At 54.1% G+C, this 229-nt stretch carries 1 protein-coding gene; it reads left to right on the top strand.

Features of this window, described 5'->3' with window-relative positions; all coding sequences use genetic code 11:
- Positions 1 to 18: 18 nt before the first annotated feature.
- Positions 19 to 229 (top strand): TIGR03435 family protein (locus RAD04_RS39210; RefSeq protein WP_461628040.1); only part of this gene is annotated, 211 nt, incomplete at its 3' end.

Genomic DNA, 229 nt, shown 5'->3' with positions numbered 1-229 from the left:
ACCGTGAGAGGCCAGGAGGTGATCACCATCAACACCACTTTGAGCGACATTATCACCATGGCCTACGAGCTTCATCCCCGGCAAATTGTCGGAGCGCCGGCTTGGGTGGAATCCGATAAATTCGATGTGACTGGCAAGCCCGATGTGCCCGGCCAGCCCAACGTTGCGCAGATCAAGTTAATGTTTCAGAAGCTGCTGGCGGATCGTTTCCAACTCAAGTTTCATCGTG

It is taken from the genome of Bradyrhizobium sp. 25ACV (assembly GCF_054863005.1).
The sequence above is the reverse complement of the archived record's forward strand: the minus strand, read 5'-3'. Positions and strand labels throughout refer to the sequence as shown.